This is a genomic window from Caldalkalibacillus uzonensis (assembly GCF_030814135.1).
GTDB classification, from domain to species: domain Bacteria; phylum Bacillota; class Bacilli; order Caldalkalibacillales; family Caldalkalibacillaceae; genus Caldalkalibacillus; species Caldalkalibacillus uzonensis.
Genome location: NZ_JAUSUQ010000001.1, coordinates 455084 through 470806, shown reverse-complemented (window position 1 = coordinate 470806; position 15723 = coordinate 455084). Strand labels below are relative to the sequence as shown.

The 15723-nt window shown below is 46.2% G+C and carries 18 protein-coding genes; 16 read left to right on the top strand and 2 right to left on the bottom strand.

Annotated elements, in window-relative coordinates:
- Window positions 1-95 precede the first annotated feature (95 nt).
- Together J2S00_RS02395 and lipB are read left to right on the top strand one after the other, a co-directional pair.
- Window positions 96-728 (top strand): TetR/AcrR family transcriptional regulator, encoded by a 633-nt coding sequence (locus tag J2S00_RS02395; protein ID WP_307334993.1) that lies wholly within the window; start codon window positions 96-98, stop codon window positions 726-728.
- Between the two features lie 102 nt (window positions 729-830).
- Window positions 831-1526, top strand: a complete 696-nt coding sequence (lipB, locus tag J2S00_RS02390) for a lipoyl(octanoyl) transferase LipB (RefSeq protein WP_307334991.1) — start codon at window positions 831-833, stop codon at window positions 1524-1526.
- A 72-nt stretch (window positions 1527-1598) separates the two neighbouring features.
- On the opposite strand, the gene prli42 is transcribed toward lipB, so the two are convergent.
- Window positions 1599-1694: a stressosome-associated protein Prli42 gene (gene prli42, locus J2S00_RS02385; protein ID WP_307334990.1), complete on the bottom strand. Its 96-nt coding sequence runs from the start codon at window positions 1692-1694 to the stop codon at window positions 1599-1601.
- 142 nt (window positions 1695-1836) lie between these two features.
- Between prli42 and J2S00_RS02380 the strand changes: the two genes are divergently transcribed.
- The 7 genes from J2S00_RS02380 to J2S00_RS02350 all read left to right on the top strand — a co-directional run bounded on the left by J2S00_RS02380 (window position 1837) and on the right by J2S00_RS02350 (window position 9471).
- The gene (locus J2S00_RS02380) at window positions 1837-3489 is read left to right on the top strand and encodes an acyl-CoA mutase large subunit family protein (protein ID WP_307334988.1); all 1653 of its coding nucleotides are present in this window, start codon (window positions 1837-1839) and stop codon (window positions 3487-3489) included.
- Window positions 3490-3528: 39 nt separating this feature from the next.
- Window positions 3529-4362: a methylmalonyl-CoA epimerase gene (mce, locus tag J2S00_RS02375; protein WP_307334986.1), complete on the top strand. Its 834-nt coding sequence runs from the start codon at window positions 3529-3531 to the stop codon at window positions 4360-4362.
- 43 nt (window positions 4363-4405) lie between these two features.
- Complete coding sequence (locus J2S00_RS02370) at window positions 4406-5944, top strand: acyl-CoA carboxylase subunit beta (RefSeq protein WP_307335225.1); 1539 nt, start codon at window positions 4406-4408, stop codon at window positions 5942-5944.
- Window positions 5945-5958: 14 nt separating this feature from the next.
- Entirely contained in the window at window positions 5959-6195 is a 237-nt protein-coding gene (locus tag J2S00_RS02365; RefSeq protein ID WP_307334984.1) for a hypothetical protein, read from the top strand.
- Complete coding sequence (locus J2S00_RS02360) at window positions 6185-7309, top strand: M20/M25/M40 family metallo-hydrolase (RefSeq protein ID WP_307334982.1); 1125 nt, start codon at window positions 6185-6187, stop codon at window positions 7307-7309. Before J2S00_RS02365 ends, J2S00_RS02360 begins: the two co-directional genes overlap by 11 nt.
- Before the next feature lie 324 nt (window positions 7310-7633).
- On the top strand, window positions 7634-8617 hold the full coding sequence (trpS, locus tag J2S00_RS02355) for a tryptophan--tRNA ligase (RefSeq protein ID WP_307335223.1): 984 nt from the start codon (window positions 7634-7636) through the stop codon (window positions 8615-8617).
- Window positions 8614-9471 carry a sulfurtransferase gene (locus J2S00_RS02350; RefSeq protein ID WP_307334980.1) on the top strand — a complete coding sequence of 286 codons (858 nt, stop codon included), beginning with the start codon at window positions 8614-8616 and terminating at the stop codon, window positions 9469-9471. Before trpS ends, J2S00_RS02350 begins: the two co-directional genes overlap by 4 nt.
- Before the next feature lie 157 nt (window positions 9472-9628).
- Here J2S00_RS02350 and J2S00_RS02345 read toward each other — a convergent pair whose 3' ends face one another.
- Entirely contained in the window at window positions 9629-9979 is a 351-nt protein-coding gene (locus J2S00_RS02345) for a DUF3889 domain-containing protein (protein WP_307334977.1), read from the bottom strand.
- A gap of 237 nt (window positions 9980-10216) precedes the next feature.
- Between J2S00_RS02345 and J2S00_RS02340 the strand changes: the two genes are divergently transcribed.
- The 7 genes from J2S00_RS02340 (at window position 10217) to comGD (ending at window position 15723) form a co-directional block, all read left to right on the top strand.
- Window positions 10217-11071, top strand: a complete 855-nt coding sequence (locus tag J2S00_RS02340) for a DMT family transporter (RefSeq protein ID WP_307334975.1) — start codon at window positions 10217-10219, stop codon at window positions 11069-11071.
- Between the two features lie 135 nt (window positions 11072-11206).
- A complete protein-coding gene (locus tag J2S00_RS02335; RefSeq protein WP_307334973.1) occupies window positions 11207-11470 on the top strand; it encodes an HAD family hydrolase in 264 nt (87 codons plus the stop codon).
- A gap of 143 nt (window positions 11471-11613) precedes the next feature.
- A complete protein-coding gene (locus J2S00_RS02330; RefSeq protein WP_307334972.1) occupies window positions 11614-12525 on the top strand; it encodes a DMT family transporter in 912 nt (303 codons plus the stop codon).
- Entirely contained in the window at window positions 12522-13763 is a 1242-nt protein-coding gene (gene comGA, locus J2S00_RS02325) for a competence type IV pilus ATPase ComGA (RefSeq protein ID WP_307334971.1), read from the top strand. The genes J2S00_RS02330 and comGA overlap by 4 nt, the downstream gene beginning before the upstream one ends.
- The gene (locus J2S00_RS02320) at window positions 13744-14817 is read left to right on the top strand and encodes a type II secretion system F family protein (protein WP_307334970.1); all 1074 of its coding nucleotides are present in this window, start codon (window positions 13744-13746) and stop codon (window positions 14815-14817) included. Before comGA ends, J2S00_RS02320 begins: the two co-directional genes overlap by 20 nt.
- A 61-nt stretch (window positions 14818-14878) precedes the next feature.
- Window positions 14879-15241, top strand: a complete 363-nt coding sequence (gene comGC / locus J2S00_RS02315; RefSeq protein WP_307334969.1) for a competence type IV pilus major pilin ComGC — start codon at window positions 14879-14881, stop codon at window positions 15239-15241.
- A 26-nt stretch (window positions 15242-15267) separates the two neighbouring features.
- Window positions 15268-15723 (top strand): competence type IV pilus minor pilin ComGD, encoded by a 456-nt coding sequence (gene comGD / locus J2S00_RS02310; RefSeq protein WP_307334968.1) that lies wholly within the window; start codon window positions 15268-15270, stop codon window positions 15721-15723.

The following is a 15723-nucleotide window of genomic DNA, read 5'->3' as shown; positions in this document are numbered from 1 at the left end:
CCGTTCGATTTTTTCCAGTGGCCTGGCGTATCTGCGGGATCAAGCTAATATCATGCCATTTTTACAGAGCGCAAATAAAGTGGAGGAGTATAGAGATGCCACAGAGATCAACAAAGGAGCGGATTATGGCAACCGCTTTGCAGCTCTTTGAAGCACATGGTTATCACAGGGTAACCGTGGATCAAATCGTTCAGGAGAGTGGAACGTCTAAAGGGGGATTTTACCACAACTTTAAGTCAAAAGATGAGTTATTATATATGATTCATGATTCATTTATTACCTACGTGCTGGACAAAGCACAGCAGGCTTACGAAGAATGGCACACACCCACGGAACGATTGTCTGCCATCGTCAGATCATTTGTGATGATGTTTGAGCACTACCGGGCCCATGTCACGGTTTTTTATCAAGAAAATTTGTATTTGGCCCCTGACTACTTTGACAAAATCAAACAGAAGCGGGACCGGTATAAACAGATGATGTTTAAGGTGATTCAGGATGGGATTGAGCAAGGGGAGTTTCGTCCTGAGGTGCCTGTGCCGATCACATCGATGGCCATTTTTGGCATGATCAACTGGACGTATAAATGGTATAGGGAAAATGGTCCGTACACCATCAGGCAAATTGCTGATATGTTTGCCGATCTTGTGCTTCATTCCATCCTGACCGAGGAAGCCCGGCGGAAGGAGGAGTATGCCCGTTTGTTCTTGAAGGTCAAAAAATCATAAGAAATGTTTTGCGGATAAGTAGACGGACTAGTCGGTTTAGTTGTCACAAGGTATAATGAAGATAACGTTGCTGATGACTGGTCTGTGAGGAGAGAATACAGGATGAATTGGAACGAACAGAGGCTGGAAATACACATATTTAAACAAAGACAGCCCTATTTTCCTATGTGGGACAGACAGAAGGAATGGGTCGCTCAAATTGACCGGCATGAACGGCTGCCGTCTCTGCTACTCTTGGAACATAACCATGTTTACACCTTTGGGCGCAGCGGTCAACAGGAGCATCTGTTAATCTCCGCAGAGATGTGCAAGCAACGGGGGATTGAGTTGGCCTATATTGACCGCGGGGGGGATATTACTTATCACGGCCCCGGGCAGCTGGTCGGTTATCCTCTGATCCTGCTTAATCGCTGGAAAAATGATGCCCATCTTTATTTGCGCATGGTGGAAGAAACCATCATTAAAACACTGTCCCACTATGGCATTGAAGCGGGACGCAAACCGCCCTATACGGGGGTGTGGGTGCAGGATGAAAAAGTAGCGGCGATTGGTGTTAAATTTAATCGTGGCCGCCAGTCCAAAAGCTTTATTACTAGTCATGGTTTTGCTCTCAACGTCAACACCGATTTGTCGATGTTTGAATCCATTATCCCTTGTGGCATCCGCGACTACGGGGTAACCTCCATGTCCAAACTGTTGGGGCGTTCGGTAGACCTGGAGGAAGTCATCAATCTCTACCAAAACATATTTGTGGAGGAGTTTCAGTTTGAGCTGCATGATATAAAAAAGATAACCTAGATCGGCTGATCTGGTTATCTCCTCCTCTATGTTGAAAGCGTTTCATAATGCTTCGTGCTATGATGATCTTTGTTAGATAAACAGCCCAACGCCCATCAGCAGCGTGGAGAGTATGAGTGCCACAATCACAATGTAGACAACGGTTTTAACCAGTTTTTTAGGCAGCATGAGGATACCTCCTTCAATCATCATAGTCTAGTCGTTTGTCACTCTTTTATATATGATAACGGAAAACCTTAGCCCTTTTCAATAATCTCATCAAGTGAAATAAAGGAAGATGTATAAGCAAAAGTTAAAGGAGTGAATTGAAATGTCTAAAGAAGAAGAGTTTCAGAAATTATACGAAGAATGGCGACGGAAAACAGAAGAACTGATTGCCAAGTTTCCTGAAAGAAAAGAAGAATTTCTGACTTCCTCCGGCATTCCGGTCGAGCTGCTGTACCTGCCGGACCAATTGGACCAGGACTATGTGGAACGCCTCGGGTTTCCAGGCCAGTACCCATTTACCAGAGGCATTCATCCTACCATGTACAGGGCCAGACAGTGGACCATGCGCCAATATGCCGGTTTTGGTTCAGCGGAAGAGACCAATAAACGTTTCCACTATTTACTGCAACAAGGTCAGACAGGTCTCAGTGTCGCCTTCGATTTGCCCACCCAGATCGGCTATGATTCGGATGATCCCATGGCCAGGGGAGAAGTGGGCAAAGTAGGTGTGGCCATTGATTCTTTGGAAGATATGGAAACCCTCTTAGCTGGCATTCCTTTGGACAAAGTAAGCACATCCATGACCATCAATGCCCCGGCCAGCATTTTGTTAGCCATGTATATCGCCGTGGCAGAAAAGCAGGGAGTGCCCTCACAGAAACTGTCCGGCACCATCCAAAATGATATTTTAAAAGAATATATTGCCCGGGGAACATATATTTTTCCACCCCAGCCCTCCATGCGTCTGATCACGGACATTTTTGCCTATTGTGCCGAGCATGTACCCAAATGGAATACGATCAGTATTAGCGGTTATCATATCCGTGAAGCAGGTGCAACAGCCGTGCAAGAGCTGGCCTTTATGATGGCCAATGCCATCAGCTATGTAGAGGCGGCTCTAGAAGCGGGTTTGGACATTGACCAGTTTGCCCCGCGGCTGGCCTTTTTCTTCAATGCTCATAATCATTTCTTTGAAGAAATTGCCAAGTTCCGCGCTGGGCGGCGCATTTGGGCCAAACTGATGAAAGAACGTTTCGGGGCCAAAAAGGAGAAGTCTTGGCAGCTGCGTTTCCACACGCAAACCGGTGGTTCCACCTTGACAGCCCAGCAGCCGGACAATAATATTGTTCGCGTCACCATTCAAGCATTGAGCGCTGTGTTAGGCGGAACACAAAGCTTGCATACTAATTCCAGGGATGAAGCTTTGGCCCTGCCAACGGAAGAATCAGCCCGCATTGCTTTAAGAACCCAACAAATTATCGCTTATGAAAGCGGTGTGGGGGACACGGTTGATCCTCTTGGCGGCTCCTATTACGTGGAAGCCCTCACCGATAAAATAGAGGAAGAAGTATACCGCTATTTGGAGAAAATTGAACAATTGGGCGGCGCAGTTAAAGCGATTGAACAGGGTTATGTGCAACGGGAAATTCACAAAGCCGCTTATGAGGCACAGCAAAGAGTAGAGTCAGGAGAAGACATTATTGTCGGATTGAACAAGTTCCAAATCGATGATGAACCTCAACCTGAGATTTTGCGGGTAGACCCCAAACTGGGCGAAAAACAAAAAGAAAAGTTAAACCGCTTGAGAGCTAATCGTAATGCCGCCAAAGTAGAACAGACACTGACCCGGCTCAGAGAAGGAGCACGGGGCACCGAGAACTTGATGCCGCTCATATTGGATGCAGTCCGGGCCTATGCCACCATCGGGGAGATTTGCAATGTACTGCGCCAGGAATTTGGTGAATACCAGGGATAAAAACTGTTAAGCGCCAACCTTAACGTAAGGGGGATCAAGATGGAAACAATTCGTGTCTTAATCGCCAAACCAGGATTAGACGGCCATGACCGCGGGGCACTGGTCATTGCCCAGGCCCTGAGGGATCAAGGGATGGAAGTCATTTATACCGGGCTGAGGCAATCGCCGGAACAAATTGTCGCCAGCGCCATCCAGGAGGATGTGGACTGCATCGGCTTATCCTGTTTATCAGGAGCCCACAATGAGCTGTTCCCTGAGGTGGTTCGTCTGTTGCAAGAACAAGGGGCTGATGACATGCTGGTCATCGGGGGCGGGGTGATCCCGGCAGAAGATATTCCCTACTTGGAGAGCCAGGGGATAGCCAGAGTGTTTACCCCGGGCACACCCACCAAAGACATTGCTGATTTTATCCGTTTTGCCCTCAAGGAGCGAAAAGGGGAACAGCAGGTCGCTCCACCCAAAAAAATTGCCCATATCGGTATCGCTGTCAAGTCAATTGAAGAAGCCCTTCCCTTTTATCAGCAGCAGCTTGGCTTGCCGTTGGAAGGCATTGAAACGGTGGAGTCGGAGCAGGTCAGAGTGGCTTTCCTTAAGGCAGGTGAAACACGCCTTGAACTCTTGGAATCACTTTCTCCCGACGGGCCGATTGCCAAATATATCGCCAACAAAGGAGAAGGGATTCACCACCTCGCTTTGGAAGTGGAGGATATTGAGGACCGCCTGAAGCAACTAAAAGAAAACGGCGTACAGTTGATTCATGAGCAGCCCAAAGAAGGGGCGCATGCTGCTCAAATTGCTTTTTTGCACCCCAAAGCGACAGGGGGCGTATTACTGGAACTGTGCCAATATGCTCAGGAAACAGAGGGGGATTAACATGAGCAACCGTCATACTCACACGTACACCCAATTGGCACCAATGGATGCAAAAATAGAGGAGATGTATGAGCGGAAACGTAAAATTGAGTTGGGCGGTGGGGAAAAGCGGATCCAAGCTCAGCATGATAAAGGCAAACTGACCGCTCGGGAACGGATCCATTTATTATTGGATGATGACACCTTTGTGGAACTGAATGCGTTTGTGGAGCACCGCGCTCATCATTTGGGACTGGATGCGGAAGCGCCAGGAGAAGGCGTGGTCACCGGTTACGGTAAAATTCACGGCCGGCTGGTCTATGTTTTCGCCCAGGATTTTACGGTGTTTGGCGGAGCCCTGGGAGAAATGCACGCCCAAAAAATTGTTAAAGTGATGGACTTGGCTGCCAAAAACGGAGCACCGATAATTGGCCTCAATGACTCGGGCGGGGCCCGGATCCAGGAAGGGGTGGTTTCCTTGGACGGCTACGGGCATATCTTTTACCGCAACTCCATTTACTCTGGTGTCATTCCCCAGATTTCGGTCATCATGGGCCCTTGCGCCGGGGGAGCGGTTTATTCTCCGGCCATTACGGACTTTGTCTTTATGGTGGAAAAAACAAGCCAAATGTTTATTACAGGCCCCAAGGTGATCGAATCGGTCACTGGTGAGAAAATCAGTGCCGAAGAGCTGGGCGGGGCCCGGGTGCATGCCTCCAAAAGCGGCAATGCCCACTTTATTGCATCCAGTGAGCCGGAAGTGCTGGATCAGGTCCGGCGTCTGATCAGCTACCTGCCGCAAAATAACGAAGAAGACCCGCCTCGCATCTACAGCAAGGATGACCGGGGCTGGATTGAGGAATTGAAAGAGATTGTGCCCTTTGAAGGGACCAAGGTTTACGATGTGCGCCAGCTGATTGAGTTAATTGTGGATGATCAAGATTTTATGGAAGTCCAGCCTGATTTTGCAAAAAATATTGTGATAGGTTTCGGCCGTATTCAGGGGCAGTCCGTGGGCATCATTGCCAACCAGCCCAAAGTGATGGCCGGGGGATTGGACATTAATTCATCCGATAAATTGTCCCGCTTTATCCGCTTCTGCGACTGTTTTAACATCCCTTTGATCACGTTTGAAGATGTGACCGGCTTCTTCCCAGGGGTCAACCAGGAACACGGGGGCATTATCCGCCACGGGGCCAAGATTTTGTACGCCTATTCAGAAGCAACCGTACCTAAAATTACGGTCATCCTGCGCAAAGCCTACGGCGGTGCTTATGTGGCCCTGAACAGCAAAGCGATCGGTGCCGATATTGTCTATGCCTGGCCCAATGCGGAAATTGCGGTGATGGGACCGGAGGGGGCGGCCAATATTATCTATGCCAAGGAGATTCAAAACAGCGACAATCCGGCGGAAACACGGGCCAAGAAAATAGCCGAATACCGGGAGCGCTATGCCAACCCATACATTGCTGCCGCTTACGGTATGGTGGACGACGTGATTGATCCCCGGGAGACCCGCCTCAAACTGATCGAAAGTCTGGAAATGTTGAAAAACAAACGGGAATCCCGCCCCGCCAAGAAACATGGCAATATTCCTTTATAAGCAGGTGATTGGAGTTGCCCAAAAAACCACTCATGGTCTACTATATTGGGAGGGAACGCTCACAAGTTCCGCTCCCTAAATTGTTGAATAAATATCAGGTTAGTTTTCTTGTTAATCCCAATGAACAAACGTCGTGGCGCCACACGGGGCGAAAAACTTTGCTGGGTTGCAGCAAACAGCACCTGGAGCGCCGCCGGAAGCGCAGCAAGGAAGCACGGCAAGAGAAGGAGGCGCAGCAGGATGATCAATGAAACCCGTTTGTTAAATGAGTTTTTGGAACTGGTGCAAACCGACAGTGAGACCAAGCACGAACGCCAGATTTGTGATGTGCTCAAAAAGAAGTTGGCTGCTCTGGGTTTGGATGTAGTGGAAGATAACAGCCAACAAGTAACGGGACATGGCGCTGGAAACTTAGTGGCCACACTGAAAGGAACCGCGGCTGGCCCGCTGCCCACCATCTACTTTACAGCACATATGGATACGGTGGCACCAGGCAAAGGTGTGAAGCCTTCCGTAAAAGATGGCTATGTGGTCAGTGACGGAACAACGATTTTGGGCAGTGACGACAAAGCAGGCCTGGCTGTTTTACTGGAAGGAATAAAAGTGTTAAAAGAAAACAACATTCCCCATGGCGAGATCCAATTCGTTTTGACAGTGGGCGAAGAATCGGGCTTGGTCGGTTCCAAGGCCCTGGACACCAGTTTGCTCCGCGCTGACTTTGGTTTTGCCCTGGACAGTAACGGTCCAGTAGGTAACATCATTGTCGCGGCACCCACTCAGGCCAAGCTGCATGTCACCGTGTATGGTAAATCGGCTCATGCCGGGGTTAATCCCGAGGATGGTATCAGTGCCATCCAAGTGGCCAGCCAGGCGATTGCCAAGATGCCTCTGGGGCGGATTGACCATGAAACCACAGCTAATATCGGCCGCTTTGAAGGCGGTCAAGCCACTAATGTGGTCTGTGATCTGGTGCATATTTTAGCGGAAGCCCGCAGCCGGCAGCCGGAAAAACTGGACAAACAGGTGCAAATCATGAAACGTTGTTTTGAAGAAGCAGCACAAGCCAATGGCACCACTGCAGATGTGGACATTGACATTATGTATCCTGCTTTCCGTTTTAGTGAGGCAGATCCTGTGGTTCAAGTGGCAAAAAAAGCAGTGCAAACAATAGGCCGGACACCCAAGTTGATCGAGAGCGGGGGAGGATCTGATGCCAATGTGATTTCCGGTTACGGCATTCCCACTGTCAACCTGGCTGTTGGGTACCAAAACATACATACGAAACAGGAACGGATGCCCATTGAGGAATTAAATAAAGCTGCTGAGCTGTTCGTGGCCATTGTGCAGGAATTATCGGATACTTGATTTTTTTCAACGCCTTTAGTAGAATATGTAAAAAATCATACGGGCAAGCAATGACGAAGCGCAGTAGGTAACATAGCTTGGCACTCAAGAGAGCTGGTGGGTGGTGCGAACCAGCGGGGCATGTTACTGAAATGGACTTCTGAGCTGTGCATGAAAAAAGTGAGTTCGGCACTTGATTGTTTATGATACATGGTTTTTATTTTATCTTAGCCTTTAAGCCGGACTAATAAAGGTGGCACCGCGGGGTTCCTCGTCCTTTACCAGGATGATGACCCCTTTTTTGTATGGATATTGATGAAAGAGGAGGATCAAACGATGAGTGAAGTGAAGACCATATTGTCTGGCATTCAACCCAGCGGACTGTTAACCATCGGCAACTACTTGGGTGCGATGCAGCACTTTGTCCGTTTGCAAGATGAGGCCGACTGCTATTTCTGCATTGTGGACTATCATGCCATTACCGTGCCGCAGGATCCGCAGGAACTTAAAGACAATATCCGCCGCTTGGCCGCTTTATACTTGGCCGTGGGACTGGATCCCCAAAAGGTGACCCTGTTTACCCAATCGGACGTTCCCCAGCACACGGAGCTGGGCTGGATTATGATCTGCCAGTCCCACATGGGTGAGCTGGAGCGCATGACCCAGTACAAGGACAAGTCCAAAAAAATGAAAAGTATTCCTGTGGGATTGTTTACTTATCCTTCCCTGCAAGCCGCCGATATCCTGCTGTATCAGGCCACCCATGTGCCCGTGGGAGAAGATCAGAAACAGCATATTGAACTGACCCGGGACCTTGCGGAACGCTTCAACCACCGCTATGGAGAAGTGTTTGTTATCCCTGAACCGATGATTGCCTCATTTGGTGCCCGGATTATGTCTCTGGATGATCCCACTAGCAAGATGAGCAAAAGCAATCCCAATGAAAACAGCTACATCTCCCTGCTGGACGAACCCAAAGTGATTGAAAAGAAAATCAAGCGGGCCGTAACTGATTCAGGTCATGAGATTCGCTTTGATCCGGAGGAAAAAGCGGCCATCAGCAATCTGATGACCATCTATGCACAGTTTACCGGCCAAACCATGGCAGAGGTGGAGCAGCACTTTAAAGGCAGCGGCTATGGCCAATTCAAAAAAGAATTGGCAGAAGTGGTCATTGACGGCTTGCGCCCCATTCAAGAGAGGTTCCATGACATTTATCCCTCTTCCGAACTGGACCGGGTGCTGGAGGAAGGCGCCCAAAAAGCCCGTGAGACAGCTCAACAGACCTTAACTAAAGTAAAACAAGCGTTGGGGGTGGGCTTAAAATGAGCAGCAAGACCACTGTCTCTTTTGAATGGTTAAAGTTCCGTCTGGATGATCCCCAGGTGATCATAGCCGATTGCCGCTTTGTTTTGGGTCAGCCAGAAGCAGGGGCTGAAAGCTACCAGCATGATCATATTCCCCGTGCTGTTTATTTTGATTTGGAAAAAGACTTGTCTGGTCCAGTTAAAGAACATGGCGGCCGCCACCCTTTACCCGATTTGGACACTTTTGCGGACAAACTTGGGCGAGCGGGGATCGACGAGACCAAAACGGTTGTCGCTTATGACGATCAAGGCGGTGCCATGGCCGCCCGCTTGTGGTGGATGTTAAAATACGTGGGCCATGATTGTGCATACTTGCTGGAGAAGCCTTATTCTGCTTGGAAAAACGAGGGTTACCCCGTGACGGATGAAGTGATCCAGCCAACGCCCGCTCAGTTTACAGCAAAGCCTAATCAGGACATGATTGCTGCCATGGAGGAGGTCAAACAAAAGTTGCACGATCCTGACGTCATCTTCATTGATGCCCGGGCCAAGGAACGTTATACAGGTGAACAGGAGCCTATCGATCGTGTGGGCGGCCACATTCCTGGTGCGGTTAATGAGTTTTGGATGGAAGGATTGGCGAAAGACGGGTCTTGGAAAACACCGGAAGCACAGCGGCAGCGCTTGTCCCGCTACCTTGACCAAAAAGATAAGGAACTCATCGTCTATTGTGGTTCAGGAGTGACGGCCTGTGCCAATATTGTGGCTTTCCATGAAGTTGGTTTGCATCCTAAACTGTATGTGGGCAGCTGGAGCGATTGGATCACCTATGAGGATAATGAGATAGAAACGGGGGATAATGGCGAACGAAAATAGAGAGGAATGCAAATAAAGGGTGCCAGGCCATAATTTTTCATGTAAACGTTCACTGCTGGAAGAATGACTGCCGAAGAATGTTAGACAAAAAATGCCTGGGATCCATGATCCGCAGGCATTTTTATAGTCCTTTCGGTTTGATTGGTGCTTATTGGTGTTATTGAGCTTGCTCAAAGGTGATGGAAGTCACTCGTTCGGTCTCTTTTTCATACTGAATTTTGACTGTAATGGGGAATTCCCTTCCGTTTTGTCTAAGCACCAGTTTAAATGATTGTTGTTCAATGGTGGGAGAGATATCTTCCCGCCCGATGTATTGGTAGTCCACAAGTTCAGCCTGGGGGTAAGCATCCTTGATAACTTCAACAGCCAAACGTCCCCATTTTTCATAATCTTGCTCCTGCTGAGCTTGATGTTGATCCTTTTCCGCATGGGCCACAGTTAGGTTACATGTGATCAGGACAAAGCCAAACAAGAGAGTTGCCAATAAACAACACAGACGTCTGCTCATACTTATCATCCTTTCATACGTATTTTCCCCCTAGTTTTGTCAGGCATTGACATGATTATACATATTTTGTGTTAACCAATGGTGAAAGCATGGCGAAATAATGCAGTTTTTGCGCTTGCTCGGGAAATATTCCATATGTTTTACTAATGAATGTGGTTGCCTTTAGACGAAGCAGGCAGTGGTCGTGATTTCTGCATAAATATATGGTCTCAGTATAGATTAGGAAGGGTTTTGCAGATGTGGTTCGTTGCTGCTTTGTTAAGTGCTCTCATTTTTGGTTTAGCCGGATTCACCATGAAATTTGGTTCCACCCGCCACGCCGCTTTGAACCATCTATTATTTGGACTGTATCTAAGCGGAAGTATGGGCTTTGCTTTCATCATGGCGGTTGATGGGAAATTCAGCCTCAACGGCTGGCTGATCCTTGCTGGCCTAGTGGTTGGTATTGGTTCAACATGGGGGAATTGGTTGTTTATGAAAGCCCTGGAGCTGGGCCCGGCCAGTTTAACCTCACCCTTCGTAAATCTGAACATTGTCTGGGTGGTCATCATGTCCGTTTGGGTTTATGATGAAGTGTTATCCGTGTTTGAAGTGGCCGCCATCTTGCTGCTGGTCGTGGCCGTCAGCTTGCTGCCCCTTGATCCACAGGAGTCCCTGTCTATCAGAGACAGGAGGTGGTATGGGCTGGTCTTCCTGGCCACTTTGCTTTTCTTTTTACGGAACGGGGGATTAAAAATAACGGAAGAGTGGGATTTAAACAACACGCTGGTTCTCTTTTACGCTTACTTGTTCGGTACCTTGTGGTCGTGGTGGATGATGAAGCGGGAACAAAGGGGATTTGACGATGATAACCGGCTCACACGGTTTGGTTTTTATTGTGGTATGGTGGCAGGCATTTTTTCGTTTGCAGGAATGCAGTTATATGCCCATGCCTTATCCACCGGACCGGCCAGCATTGTATCTCCTGTGTTTGCCACCAACAGCATGGTTGTTGCTATTTTATCCGTTTGGTTATTAAGAGAGCGTTTGTCTCTGCTGCAGGTTGGGGCTCTAACCTGCGTGATGGCAGGTATAGTCATGTTAAGAGTATGACCATCGGCTGGCATGTGTCGTTTCAAATCTCAATAGGAAATGTGATAACATTTATGGTAACTGTTACCTAGTAAAAGAACCTATAAGAATATCCCATTTACTTGACAAAATTAATTGGAAAAAGGAGAGAGGAATATGAAATATCGTCTTATTACGTTTGATGTTTTTAGTGCTCTTGGTGATATTCAAGGTACTTTTCTACCAATGATGCAAAAAATTGAGGAACTCCATGGTAAAGATTTAAGATCCATATTTCAGACATGGAGAAGTAAACAATATGAATACATGATTATTCATAATTCATTAGAAAAAGAGTTCATAAGCTTTGAAGAAATAACAAGGAAAACTCTGGACTACGCATTATTTGTAAATGCAAGTACATTTCGGTATTGCTTTTGATTATATTTTTTCAGCTGAACAAGTAAGAACATATAAGCCGAGTCCAAAAATTTATGAACTAATACTTTCCTTCCTTTAATTTGAAAAAAAACACCTCTATCATTGAAGCCGATCGTTATTATTGAAGAATGAAGGTGAATCTCATGAGCGATAGAGCTATAGCATATTTCAAAGTGATGACTGCTATGGTTATTGTTGGCAGCTCAGTTGTGGCAGGAAAAGTCATGGTACAAAGTATCCCTATATTTATTGCCTCAGAATTAAGGTTTTTAGTTGCATCAATCATACTAGTTCCATTATTGATTGTAAAAGAGGGTATTCCCTTGGTAAATAAGAATGATTTATTCATTCTCTTTTTACAATCTCTAACAGGTGTATTTTTATTTAGTATTTTTATGCTTTATGGCTTGAAGTTTACAACGGCAATGGAAGCAGGCATCATTACAAGTGCATTGCCCGCTATTGTTGCTCTTTTGAGTTTGCTAATTCTAAAGGAAAAGCTGAATAGTCATACTGTCATTGGTATTTTGTTTGCTGTTTCCGGAGTGTTGATTCTTAATATTTCTGATGTTTTTACAGAATTAGAACGGGGGGCACTCCCAATCTTGGGTAATACCCTTATTATCGGTGCCGTAATTGGAGAAGCTTTATTTATTATTTTAGGTAAATCAGTTTCACAGAGGTTAAGCCCGCTAGCAATTTCTACGTATGTATCCGTTTTTGGGACTATCCTGTTTTTTCCATTGGCTCTTTATGATATTAATCGGACAAATTTTTATAATATTTCTTTTAAAGAGTGGGGGCTTATCCTTTATTTTGGTATTATTGTAACCGTTTTGGCTTTTATTCTTATGTATCAAGGCATTGAAAAAATACCTGCAAATAAAGTGGGTGTACTAACGAGTGCATTACCTATAAGCTCGGTCATTCTTTCGGCTTTTTTTTTAAAAGAAATTTTTTCATATTACCATCTAATGGGGATAGGATTTGTATTAATTGCTATTTATTTAACGACAAAGGAAGAAAAATTACCGGCTAATGCAATGTCTAAGTGAACTACTCTCCTTTTGTCGAAAAATATTGTGGAAAAAATTTAAAAAATATACGAATTGTTGAAGGAAAATGGGATTATGCGTCGAAAGAACTATTTTTAGTACAGTCAGGAAGGAGGGATGGGGATGGAGTAGATATTAGTCATGCCGTCAACAAGATGCTGGATATGGCTATTCGGCGCAGGGCAAGTGATATTCACCTGCAGCCTCAGGAAAATCAAGCGCAGATCAAGTTTCGGATTGACGGCCGTTTGATCTTTTGGCAAAACATCACGCTAGAGCAGTTGAAAGCCATGGTCACCAGACTGAAATTTATCGCCGACATGGATATTGGTGAAACAAGAGTTCCCCAGGATGGTGCGTTGTATCATACTTTTAACCAAGACCGGCTTCAGCTCAGATTATCCACCATGCCCACTATTTATGGCGAGAAACTGGTCATCCGTATTTTTCCTCTGCAGCAAGAACGCCTCGCCTTAGCTCACCTGGGATTTACACCTCAGCAGTATGAACACCTTAAGCGTCTCATTCAGCTTCCACATGGTCTTTTTCTAATTACCGGGCCAACGGGATCGGGAAAAACCACCACTTTGTATAAAATCCTTGAAGTGTTAGCGGAGCAAAAAGACAAGAATATTTGCAGTCTGGAAGATCCGGTGGAAATGCGAATTCCGGGCTTGACACAAGTGCAAGTCAATCCTCACTACGGTTTGACTTTTGCCAAAGGGTTACGGGCTATGTTGCGCCAAGATCCTGATGTGATCTTTGTGGGCGAAATCAGGGATGAAGAAACAGCAGAAATTGCGGTTCGTGCCGCCCTTACAGGTCATCTCGTCCTGTCCACGCTTCATACTTATGACACCGTGGGAGCAATTGTCCGCTTGCTGGAAATGGGTATCAAACCTTATTATGTGGCTAGTGCTCTGATTGGCGTAATTTCCCAACGATTGTTTCGGCTGCGGTGCTTAACTTGCTATGGCCAAGGCTGTTATCAATGTTTTTATACAGGTTACTATGGCCGCAGGGGGGTTTTTGAAATGCTCCCAATTTTAAAGGAAATCAGAATAGTCATCCATCAAGGGGGAGAAGAGGAGCGTCTGCGCCAGGCTGCTGCTCAGCTAAAAATAGCATCTCTTGGGCAGCAATTGATCCGTTATCAGGCCATAGATTTGACGACAACAGAAGAGTGTTGGGGATCCTTGTTAGCAGATCAACATTTTCATGGCACGTTTCAAGTGTGAGGTGCGGGACATGTTTGCCAGGAATGATCAACGTCTTTCCTTAAAGGAGCAGGAGAGACTTTTAACCCGTCTGGGGCAATTGCTGAGTCAGGGTTATTCCTTTTTGCAAGCCTTGGATGTTATGTTTTCTTCATGCCAAGGTAAGGAAAGGGATGTCATCAAACGGTTAGAATACATGATCTCAGCCGGGATGTCTTTAATGGAGGCGTTTCACAAAAGTTCATTTTCCACAGATGTGGTGTTGATGATTGCCCAGGCAGAGACACATGGCAACTTAGCTCATGCACTTGAGAAGGCCAGTGAGTGGAAACGGCGTCAACTCCGGTTTAAAGCTGAGCTGCGTAAAGCATTAACATATCCGTTTATCTTGTTTGTTGTACTCCTTTTAATTGCCTATCTTCTCTTTCAAGTGGTCATTCCACAATTCTCATATATGTTTGATGTCTATAATATTGACGTGCCCATGTCTACCACAATCATCCTCTCTTTTGTCGGCACTGTGGAACAGCATTTTGTTCCTATTATTTTCAGCCTGTTGCTTGTTTTCAGTGCTGTGCTGATCAGCTGGAAAAAGGGAGTGGTACAAGACAGAATGGCCCAGGCCGTGGCCCGCTGTCCAAGGATCAAGCGCTGGTCAAAGATCTTTTTTACCATTATGTTTTGCAGCCAGCTAGGTTATTTATTGCAAGCCAATGTCCCTCTTTTTCATGCTATACACAAAGTGATACATACAACAAGTTCACAACACCTTAAAACAACACTGAAACACATTGAGGAAGCATTGATGCAGGGAAAACGCTTGTCTGAAGCTTTGAAACAGGAAAGTTTGTTTGTTCCGGAGTTAAGTGCAGTTGTCTATCATGCGGAGAAAAATGGACAATTGGCCCAGCAGTTGGTTACTTACGGACAATATTTGGAATCGGAGGTGCTTGACCGTTGGCTGGAGCAGCTAAAGTGGATTGAACCTGTATTACTCTTAGTGGTTGGCTTGGTGACCTCCTATTTGTTTCTGGCTTTGTTTAGACCTGTCTTTCAGTTAATAGAAGCCTTGTAAAGTGAAAGGGAGTTAATCTTAATCTAGCTATTTCATTAAGAATCAATGGGAGTGTTGAGAGATGAAATTGAACAGAATCGGTTCAAGGCATAAGGAAGGGGGGTTTACCTTAATTGAGATGTTGATCGTTTTGTTTATTATTGGTGCCTTGTTGCTGGTTATTATTCCCAACTTAACCGATTCAGGTGTCCAAGCCCAGCAAAAGGCATGTGATGCCAATAAGCAGATGATTGAAGCACAAGCAGAGACGTACTATCTGGAAAATAATCATCAGTATCCTTCGGTGAATGATTTGGTTCAGAGCAATTATCTTAAAGAAATTCCCAGATGTCCGCTTAAACCGGAAGATACGACGGCTTACTCCATTAACGAGGATGGAAGCGTAACGTGTGCATATCACGATAAGTCAACTAATGGCGAATAGATTCAATCGGGGGTTAAACGATACCCATGCTTAAAGCAAGACCTTTATCCCAGGACGGTTTAGCCCTAGCGGAGATGTTGATGGTTTTGGCTATTTTTTCAATCCTTATCATGATGGTTATTCCGGCGTATCATTCTCCCCACCAGCGTCTGGAGAAGGAAGAATTTTTTCAACAGCTGGAGAATGACTTGGTACTCGCCCAACAGGCAGCGATAACAGAGCTGCGTGTTGTTGAATTGGAGTTTAACCCGGTGAACAGGCTTTATCTTGTTCGCTATAGGGATGGGGATACCATTGTTGTGCGCAGATTTCCAGATGGGGTTTCCTTAAGCACCAATTTTTCCCGCAATCGTTTCCATTTTAATCGGCATGGACACATCAGCCAGGGAGGACGGTTGTTTTTCCACTATGAAACGCCAAACGGGACGGAAACAAGGACATATATTTTTCAACTGGCCTCGGGGCGTTATCGGGTGGAGTAA